General features: G+C 50.7%; 8 protein-coding genes. All 8 read left to right on the top strand.

The genetic code is table 11. From position 1 onward, the window contains the following. Positions 1–22 precede the first annotated feature (22 nt). The 8 genes from PPG34_RS08405 (at position 23) to PPG34_RS08370 (ending at position 9,771) form a co-directional block, all read left to right on the top strand. Complete coding sequence (locus tag PPG34_RS08405; RefSeq protein WP_313832761.1) at positions 23–706, top strand: type II secretion system protein; 684 nt, start codon at positions 23–25, stop codon at positions 704–706. Between the two features lie 152 nt (positions 707–858). After that, on the top strand, positions 859–1,560 hold the full coding sequence (locus PPG34_RS08400) for a prepilin-type N-terminal cleavage/methylation domain-containing protein (protein WP_313832760.1): 702 nt from the start codon (positions 859–861) through the stop codon (positions 1,558–1,560). A 38-nt stretch (positions 1,561–1,598) separates the two neighbouring features. Then, positions 1,599–3,284: a GspE/PulE family protein gene (locus tag PPG34_RS08395; protein ID WP_313832759.1), complete on the top strand. Its 1,686-nt coding sequence runs from the start codon at positions 1,599–1,601 to the stop codon at positions 3,282–3,284. Continuing rightward, positions 3,277–4,485, top strand: coding sequence for a type II secretion system F family protein (locus PPG34_RS08390; RefSeq protein ID WP_313832758.1), 1,209 nt, complete (start codon positions 3,277–3,279; stop codon positions 4,483–4,485). The genes PPG34_RS08395 and PPG34_RS08390 overlap by 8 nt, the downstream gene beginning before the upstream one ends. A 61-nt stretch (positions 4,486–4,546) precedes the next feature. Beyond that, entirely contained in the window at positions 4,547–4,918 is a 372-nt protein-coding gene (locus tag PPG34_RS08385; RefSeq protein WP_313832757.1) for a four helix bundle protein, read from the top strand. 23 nt (positions 4,919–4,941) lie between these two features. Further along, complete coding sequence (locus PPG34_RS08380) at positions 4,942–5,862, top strand: type II secretion system protein (protein WP_313832756.1); 921 nt, start codon at positions 4,942–4,944, stop codon at positions 5,860–5,862. Continuing rightward, the gene (locus PPG34_RS08375; protein ID WP_313832755.1) at positions 5,832–7,748 is read left to right on the top strand and encodes a type II secretion system protein; all 1,917 of its coding nucleotides are present in this window, start codon (positions 5,832–5,834) and stop codon (positions 7,746–7,748) included. Before PPG34_RS08380 ends, PPG34_RS08375 begins: the two co-directional genes overlap by 31 nt. A gap of 103 nt (positions 7,749–7,851) precedes the next feature. Continuing rightward, positions 7,852–9,771: a type II secretion system protein gene (locus tag PPG34_RS08370; RefSeq protein ID WP_313832754.1), complete on the top strand. Its 1,920-nt coding sequence runs from the start codon at positions 7,852–7,854 to the stop codon at positions 9,769–9,771. Positions 9,772–9,917 lie beyond the last annotated feature (146 nt).

Genomic DNA, 9,917 nt, shown 5'->3' with positions numbered 1-9,917 from the left:
TATTGAAAAGGGTCAGAACGTTATGAATTTGAATAAGCGGCAATCCCAAAAAGATCAGGGCTTTACTTTGATTGAAATGATCGGGGTGTTGGCGGTGGTCGCCGTCCTGGCTGCGATGATTATTCCGAAGGTGTTCGACATTATTGCATCGTCAAAAATTGATGCGTTGGGCGCGGCTGTGAAAACCTATGAAACGGCGGTCACGAAATATTATACGGATATTGGGTCGGTGTTGCCCTTGAATGCATCCGGAGTTCCGCAGACGGAAAATAGCGGCGACAGTGCCACCGTGCGTTCTCTGGCGGCCCGGTTGACTCTGTCCAGTTCCGATTCTCTCAACACGGGCGCCAATCTTTGGGCAAAGTTCAATGGACCCTATCTGGAAAAATTTGATACGACCTCCCCGCCTGGCCTTGGTACAGCCATGTATATACCTGCCAGGACGGCGGTGTCCTACGGCACGTCCGTGACCGGCAATAACCTTGGGTGGGATTTAAAGGGAGACGATGGGAATAGCGATCTGAATACGGGCGCCAATGTCGTATATTTTCGATTGACAGGATTAGGTGAGGAAGATTTCCTTGAACTGGATCGGATGTTGGATGCCGATGTGGGAGGCACTGATGCGGAAAAGGAAGTACGCGGAAGGGCCAAATGGCATTCAGGGTCCGGTGGGACTTTGTATCTGTATCTCGCGCATCGATAGATTCAAGGAGTCACCGTTTTTCAAGCACCATAAAGAATTGAATGATTTCCAACTTTCGGCTTGGCCATGCATAAAAACCGAATGGCTAAAGGTCGAACAAATGTGAACCGAAACGAGAATGATACCAAAGCCAAGGACGGTGACTGGTGCGCATGAAAAAAATTCAAATAGATGAGAGAAGTCCGAGTCTGATGGGGCATGACTCGCGCGGGTTCACGCTGATCGAAATGATCGGGGTGCTCGCCGTGGTGGCGGTGCTCGCGGCGCTGGTTTTACCCAAGGTTTTCGATGTAATCGCGGAATCCAGAGTGAATGCCTTGGCGGCTTCTGTGAAAGCCTATGAGACCGCCGTGATGAAATATTATGGGGACATCGGGTCCCTGCTGCCGCTCGATGCTTCCGGGGTGCCCACTGTTGAAGCCACAGGAGATAGTGCGACAGTCACCTCTTTGGCTGCACGATTGACGTTGTCCCGGTCCGATGCCCTGGTCACCGCCGCCGGCATGTGGCCGAAATTTCGAGGGCCATATTTAGAAAAATTTGATACCACGAGTCCAGCCGCATTGGGAACGACCATGTACCTGCCTTGTGCCGCGGGCGTGGCTTATGGAACGGCCGTCACGGCGACCAACGTGGGGTGGGACCTCAAAGGTGATGATGGCAATAGCGATATCCCCACTGGAGCCAATGTGGCCTATTACCGGTTGGTGGGTATCAGTACGGAAGACTTTGATCGTCTCGATTCTATTGTGGATCGGGATATCGGCACGACGACGGCCACGAAACAACTCAGGGGTCGGGCGAAGTACGACACGGCGACCAGTACCCTGTATCTCTATCTTGCACATCGATAGTTGGTATTTTTCTTAATTCCTTCGCGGGAGTTCTCCCCGTGACGACCGACACAGCATCCCCAACTAAAACGAAACCCCTAGGCCAACGGCTATTAGAGGCCGGATTTCTCACCGAGGATCAACTCAGCCTCGCGCTCCGGGAACTTCAGCGGTTAGGGGGCCATCTTGGAGAAACCCTGATCAATCTTGGGTTTATTACCCAGGATGTACTCAGCGCTTTTCTGGCCCAGCAAACAGCCTCGGCCGTCATCGATTTGGCCAACGTCTATGTTGAGCGTGAGGTGTTGGATCTCGTGCCCTATGAATTGGCGAAACGCCTACCCACGCTTCCCATTAAACGGGTAGGGGATGTTCTGACCGTGGCCCTGGTGAACACCATGGACGTCGTGGCCGTGGATACCCTGGAGCGGAAGACCGGGCTGGTCGTCAATGTGGTATCAGCGCCACTGACGACTTTGTTAGATGCGGTGGACCAATTTTATGCACAAAGCGGAACCATCGACGAAACCGTAGACCAACTTCTCCGTCAGGGGCTCGAACAATTGGAAGAGGGATCGGGGATTGAAGCCCCGATGATTCGTCTGTGCAATCAGATTATTTCCCTCGCGATTAAAGATCGGGCCACGGATATTCATATCGAGCCGGACGAAAAAATTCTTCGTGTGCGATTACGCGTCGATGGTGTGCTGCGGCAAGAAGTTCTTATGCCCAAGCAGTTGCAAGCTCCGGTGATTGCCCGGTTCAAGCTCATGGCGAATCTCAATGTCACGGAAAAACGCTTGCCGCAAGATGGACATATTACCTTTACCGCAGGGCATCGGCCGGTGGACCTTCGTATTTCCTCACTCCCCACCAGTTTCGGAGAGAGTGTGGTGATGCGGATTTTGGATAAATCAAGCGTCAAGCATGAGATGGTCGCCCTGGGTCTGTCTGAACGCAATCAGACGATATTTGAGCAGGCGATGAAGCGTACGCATGGGATTGTGCTCGTGACTGGACCGACGGGAAGCGGAAAGAACACCACGTTATATACGGGACTCCAAGCGATCAATACCGAAGAACGCAGTGTCTTTACTCTCGAAGATCCTATCGAATATGAGCTGCCCCTGGTTCGCCAAACCCAAATCAATTCGGATATCGGGATGACCTTTCCTGTGGGATTGCGCGCTCTCCTTCGTCAAGATCCCGATGTCATCATGGTCGGGGAAATCCGTGACCGCGAAACGGCGGAGCTGTCCATTCGCGCGGCCTTCACCGGCCATTTGGTGCTTTCCACCCTGCATACGAACGATGCCATTGGTGCCTTACCACGACTCATGGATATGGGCGTCGAGCCGTTTCTTCTGCCACCTTCCTTGATTGCCATTATCGGGCAACGGTTGATCCGGCGTTTGTGCGACCATTGCAAAAGCGAGCGCCCCGATGCGGAGCTGGTGCTCCAAGCTGCGGAAGTAAAGGTTCCCCCTGGTATGTCGCCACGATTGTGGGAGGGCAAGGGATGTGAATTGTGTGGGGGATCCGGATACCGAGGCAGAATTGGAATTTTTGAAATTTTGGCGTTCGATGAACGGTATCACGAAGCGATACTCCACGGACCGGATCTCAAGGAAATTGCACGATTGGCCAAGGAAGCCGGGATGCGCACGATGATCGAGGATGGCATTGATAAGGCCTTGAACGGAGTCACCACGGTGGAAGAAGTGCTGCGGGTGATTCATGGTTAAATTCGCCTATCGCGCCGTCGATGCCCAAGGCCAGCCGGTGGAGGGCTTCTTGTCGGCGTCGAATATGGAAGCCCTGCAATCACAACTGGAAGGGAATGGACTGTGGTTGGTCGAGGCGAAGGAAAGTAAGACAGGTGCGGGAGCACAAAAAAAGACACGGTTTAATCGTGCCAAGCGGCAATTGCTGATTGTCTTTGGCATTCATATGAACAGTCTTCTCTCCGCGGGCGTGCAGGTCTCTCCGGCGATTAAAGGCTTTGCGGACCAGGCGACCGATCCTCAATTCAAAAAAGTCATGCTCGCGATATGGAAGCGGATCGAGACGGGAGTGCCCCTCCATGAAGCGCTCAAAGAACACCCATCCTATTTTCCTGAAGAAATGGCCCATTTGGTGCAGGCCGGGGAAGAAAGCGGAACCTTAGCCGACACCTTTGGGGAGCTTCGACGGTATTTGGAATGGGTGGATCGGATGATTGGTGATGTCCGGCAGGCGACCATCTATCCCTCGTTAGTATTGGGCGGCCTATTCCTGTTTATGATCCTCCTGTTTACGTTTGTGATCCCTCGGTTTTCAACGGTCTTGGTCAGCCTCAAAGTGCCGTTACCCCTTCCCACCATCGTGATCATGCATGCGAGTGACTTGCTAGTGGCGACCTGGATGTATTGGGGAACCGCCCTCCTGCTGATTCCCATTGTGGTGTTATTAGGTCGAAATTCTCCGGAAGTCGGATACCAACTCGATGCCTTGAAGCTCAAACTCCCCATTTTTGGAGAAGTCGTTCGCATGTTAGTCATTTCGCGCTTCGCCCAGAATTTCGGAGTGTTGTTTCGCTCGGGGGTGCCGATTTTACGCTGCCTTAAGCTGTGCCAGTCGTTGGTGGGAAATCGGGTCGTGGAAAAAGCTCTCATTGAAACTGAAAAGGGAGTCTCCGAAGGCAAGACGTTGAGTGCCTGCTTAAGTCGATATTCGGTCTTTCCTCCCATGGTGTTGCAGATGGTCACGGTGGGTGAGTCATCCGGGCGATTGGGCCAAACCATGGCCAATGTCTCGGATTATTACAACGAAGAAATTCCCCGCCGCATGAAGCGCGTCTTTGGGTTAGTCGAACCTCTGGTCACGGTTGGACTCATCGTGCTCCTCGGCTTCGTCGCGGTGTCGATCTTCCTCCCCATGATGAGCCTGGTGGGAGGGATCAGATAAAAACGTTAAAAAAGAACGTATTTCGTATCTCGTATTTAGTATTTCGTAAAAAAAACGATTGATGGCAACAAAGATAAAAAGTTTTAGGGATCTTGAGGTATGGAGACTAGGAAAAGAAATTGCTTTGGAGGTGTATCAGTCGAGTAAGAGTTTTCCCAAAGAAGAAATGTATGGATTAGTGTCTCAAATGCGACGCGCTGCGGTTTCAATCCCGTCGAATATCGCCGAAGGATTTATCCGAATTCACAACAAGGAATATCGGCAATTTTTGTACATGGCACTTGGGTCTTGTGCCGAGTTAGAAACCCAAGTGGAATTGAGTTGTGATTTAGGATTTTTACCAAGTAGGGGCAAAGGAAACCTTTTGGAAAAATTGGACCATGAATCCCGAATGCTCAAAAGCCTTATAAAGAAGATAAACGTATCTACCTAATCAAATAGATTTTAACGTGACCCATGACTTTTCAAGCATCTTTTCTGAAAAAACGAGATACGAAATACGAGATACAAGATACGTTCTTTTCTTCACGAGATACGAGATACAAGATACAAGATACTTCTCCCCAGATACGAGAGACGTTTTTCTCTTCACGAAATACGAAATACGAAATACGCAATACGAGATGCGCGGCGCTTAACGCCGCCGGTTTCACCCTCATCGAAGTCATCGGGGTGTTGGCGATTATGGCGACGCTGGCGGCGATTGCGATTCCCAATGTCATAGATGTCTTTGACCGTGCCGAACAAACCGAGGAAACCAAAAACCTCCAGGCCATAGCCGAAGGGGTGAAGGTGTATTTTCGGGAAAACCGAACCTGGCCTCCCAACCTTGCGGCCCTCAGTCCTAAATATGTGTCTTTTGGCTCGGCCCAGCTACTTCAAAATAGCCGAGGGTATTCCCGGTACTATTTTGCCCATCCCACCACCGCAGGTTTTTCCAATGCCACCGGTCTCGCTGAAAGTGCGTTGCCGGATATGCGGTTTTTGCTGATTTCAGATATCAGTGCGAATGCCAGTCCTACGATTGCCAATGCCACACAATTTAATGCCTGGTGGAATACGGATGAAACCTCCACGCCGAATCTGAAAATTTATCGCGGGCATTTAGGCAATATGTTTCATTTGGTGAGCCTGAGCCCAGTTGGCCCGGGTGGAAGTTACCAGATCGACGGAACCTCGACCGGTACTCCCGGCAATCAAACCCTGGCGCTTCACAACCGCTACCATGTAGTGGGCACTCCGGTAAAGCTGGATACGAGTGATTCCTACTCCACTCCGGAAGTCGAGTTGAACTTGACGATGGACGCCGGGTATCAGTTTGACCCTAACTGTCAGGGAACCCCGAAATGGCTGGTTCAAGGACAGCAATGTTCGTGATGGGAGAACAAACGTCGCTCGTCGCTCGTCGCTCGTATCTCGCGATAAAAAGAACGTCGTTCGTATCTCGTATCTCGTATTTCGTGAAGAAACTGACGTATCTCGTATCTCGTATTTCGTATCTCGCAAAGAAGATACTTCTTTCGTCTTTTGTCCCTCATCTTTATCCTTTAAAGAAATACGAAATACGAAATACGAAACACGAATGTTGTCCTTTCTTCCCAAATAACGAAATACGAGATACGAAATACGAGATACGATCTTCCCCCGGTTTCACCCTCCTCGCGATGGTCGGTATTCTTGCGGTGATGACGATTTTGGCGGCGGTGTTTGCGCCGAATTTGGTGTCGCTCAACGATCGCCTCAGCACGGATCAGGAATTACAGAGTCTAAGTGGCATCGCGGAGGGCACCGAACTTTACTTACGCCGCAATCGCGCATGGGCACCAACCCTGGCCGCGCACAGTCCGGAGTATGTGCCATTGGATAGTGCCCAGTTGTTGCAGAATCCTCGCGGGTTCCCCCGGTATTATGCGGCTCATCCGACCACGGCCACCTTTAACAACGGAGCGGGACTCGCGGCAAGTGATCTGATCGCGCTTCGCTTTTTGCTTGTTTCAAACTTAAGCCAAGATGCCGCGCCGACCATCACGAACGCCACCGAGTTTGAAACCTGGTGGGCCACTGATGAAACCGCCACGCCCGATCTTAAAATTTATCGCGGCAATCTGGCCAGCCTCTTTCACCAGGTGAACTTGACGTTTCTTGGTCCCGGCGCGAGTTACCAAATTGATGGAACCACGACCGATTCAAGCGGAGGCACGCTGACGGATTACAATCAGTACCATGTGGCCGGAACGGTGGTGTCGTTGGATGAAGACACTCCCTATGGCACTCCGGAAATTGAGTTCGCCCTCACCACCAATGTGTCCTATCAATTTGATCCGTGCCGGTCCATCGGTGATCGATGGGTTGTTGCACCGCTTCCAGCAGCGCCATGTGAAGTGTTGTGGCTGACCACTGCGAGTGATACGAGCGGGATACCGGAAATCGGGAGCTGGGGTGAGGACGAAATTGTTTCCTTTGACAATCCGAATCTGAGTTTTGAGACCTCGCCGCCGGGTGGCACCACGGCAGGTCAATATGGTGCCATCTTTAAACTCGAAAATTTTACGGGCCAGGCCGATATCGATGCAATTCATTATGTGTCAAGAAATCTGACTGTGGGTTCCCTCATCACACTCGATCTCTATAGAGGGGATTTGCTGCTTTCTACCCAAGGGGATGAAACGTTGAACAGCACGAATAGCCTCTCGGTCGATGATAACGATGTATTTATTTTCCGTCCGGATCAACCGGGAGATTATTCGTCGGGAACGTTTATCATGTTTTTTGATGCGAGCGATGTTGGGTTTGGTTCGACTCAGGGAGTTTCTCTGGTCGAACAGGATACATTCGTGGGTGATACCACGCTGCAGGCCGGCACATTGCTGTTGAGTGAAACAAGTGAGGATCTTTATCTCTTTACCCCGTTAAGGATGGGCACCTTGACGGTCGGGACGACGCAACTTCTCCTCGATGGCAGTGATTTTAATTTGAGTCAGGACATTACCGGCATCGAACTCATTGAATCAGAGAGGACCATTGGAGGCACCACTCTCTTGGCTGGACAAATTCTCGTCACTTTAGACGCTGATGACTCGTCGGTTGGTGATAATTCAATCGCAACAGAGAGGGAAGATATTTTCATTTTGGATGTGACAAAGACCGAACTTGGCCTGCTGAGCTTTCAGTCCGAAGCGAACGCTTATTTGTTCTTTGATGGGTCGGATGTGAGTTTGGATGGGATCGACCTAAACGGCATTGGCATGTATTTAAGTGAATAGGACACGTCGCCATCATACCAGCAAGGTACGAAATACGAAGGTGGCTATGCGGGGGTACGCCTTACGCATTCCCATCAACCGATAACCAGCGACTAGCAACGAAATGAGACTCACCAAGACACGAAATACGAGATACGAAATACGAGATACTCTTCACGAGCGACAAGCGACGTCTGTTTCTTCACGAAATACGAAATACGAGATACGAAATACTCTTTCCGGAGGACCATCGATATCTTTATGTTCACGAAATACGAGCGACGAAATACGAGATACGTCTCCCGAGCGACCAGCGACGAGCGACGAGCGACGTCTGTTTCTTCACGAGATACGAGATACGAAATACGAGCTACGATCATCCCACGGTTTCTCCCTCCTCGAAGTTGTCGGCGTATTAGCCGTCGTTGGCATTCTTGCTGCAATCATCCTTCCCAATTTCATCAACCGACTCGATGACGCCACAAGGACTGCGGAGAAGAGCAACCTTCAGGCTATTGCACAAGCCATTGAATTGTCTTTGCAGGAGACCCATGCCTGGCCGGCAGATCTGTCTGCATTGAGTCCGAAATATCTGCAAATGGGGGACACGCGATTGTTGCAAAACGATCGAGGCTTTCCTCGGTATTACGTCTTGCATCCCACCATGGCGGCGTTCAGCAATGCCGCAGGGATTGCGGAAAACGAAATTCCGGATACGCGATATCTCCTCATCTCAAATTTGAATGCGGATGCAGCCCCGACCATTACCAACGCCACGGAGTTTGATGCATGGTGGAATACCAATGAAACTTCGACCCCGGATCTATTCATCGAACGCGGCAGCGTGGGCCATTTGTTCCGGCTCGTCAATTTGCTGGCCGATACCACAGGGGGGAGTTACAGTATTGACGGGACCGTCACCAATTCCGGCTGTGGCATTACCCTCAGTCACCTCCGGTATCATCTTATTGGCACACGAGTTGGAGTGGATGAAGCTATACCTTATGCGGTGCCGGAAATTCAATTCATTGCGAATGAAGATACCACTCATCATTTTAACCCTTGCCGCCCGGCGGGAGTGCAATGGCGAAGCGGCCCCATCTTAGTTCAAGCCTGTTCGGGTGGAGTCAGCGGATGCGGAAGCGGTCTTGGCGGCATTCTGCTCGCGACCTTCGGAGATGTGGGTTCCCCAAGCGGCGCTCCGGGGCTAGATTCTTGGACGAATGCTGATGTTCTTCGTTTTTCCGACCCGAATTTAGCATTGGAGCCAGGGACTACCAATGGTACGTTTTCTTCATTGCAAAATTTTAGAACATTTTCCAGTGGGGGCCTACAAATCGATGCCGTTGATTATGTAAAAACTGGGGTGACTGTAGGGACCACCACCACATTTGATTTATTACCGGGAGACCTTCTCCTCTCTACAGAGTTTAATGCCACCTTGACCAGTCTCAATACCTTGAGCGTGACGTGGAAGGATGTGTTTGTCTTCCGGCCAGCGACACCGGGTGACTATTCTTCAGGTACCTTTTATATGTTATTGGAAAATCCCATTAACGGGATAATTTCGGGTATTTCCGTCGTGGAAAAAAACACGCTTGTAGGAGATGTAATATTGCCTGCCGGGACTTTTCTTTACGCTTCTTCCAAAACCGGAAGGAATGATATTCACCATTATGTCCCGACCAGTGTGGGTGCTGGAAGCACTTCGGGAACCACAGCTATTTTACTAGAAGGGTCGGATATTAATATTGACAATAATCGATATGTCTACGGTGTTTACCTGGTAGAGGATACCACGACAATGGGAGGACGGGTGTTGTTGCCGGGCACGATCCTCGCTACATTGGATTGGCATGATGCGACAGTCGGGACGGTTCCTATTTCTGTGCAATACCATGATATTTTTGCCTTGAATGCCGTGACCACCACCATGGGGATAACGGGCAACACCACGGCCTTAGCCTCTATCGTCTTGGAGGGTAATGATGTTGGCTTAAACACCACCCAGGAAAATATTGCTGCTGTCACCTTGGCGGAATGATCGCAATCACAATTCCGCAGGAATTGCCATAGTGGTTTGGGGTTGGTTGTTGGTTGATTTTAAGAAATTTTGGTTATTGGGTTATCTTGTCGCTTAAAGATAGCCGTCTCCAAGACCGAAGTTATAGATTGTCCCTAATTGACTCA

It is taken from the genome of Candidatus Nitronereus thalassa, assembly GCF_032191465.1.
GTDB classification, from domain to species: domain Bacteria; phylum Nitrospirota; class Nitrospiria; order Nitrospirales; family UBA8639; genus Nitronereus; species Nitronereus thalassa.
Note: the sequence above shows the minus strand (reverse complement) of the source record. Positions and strands in the feature narration are given on the sequence as shown.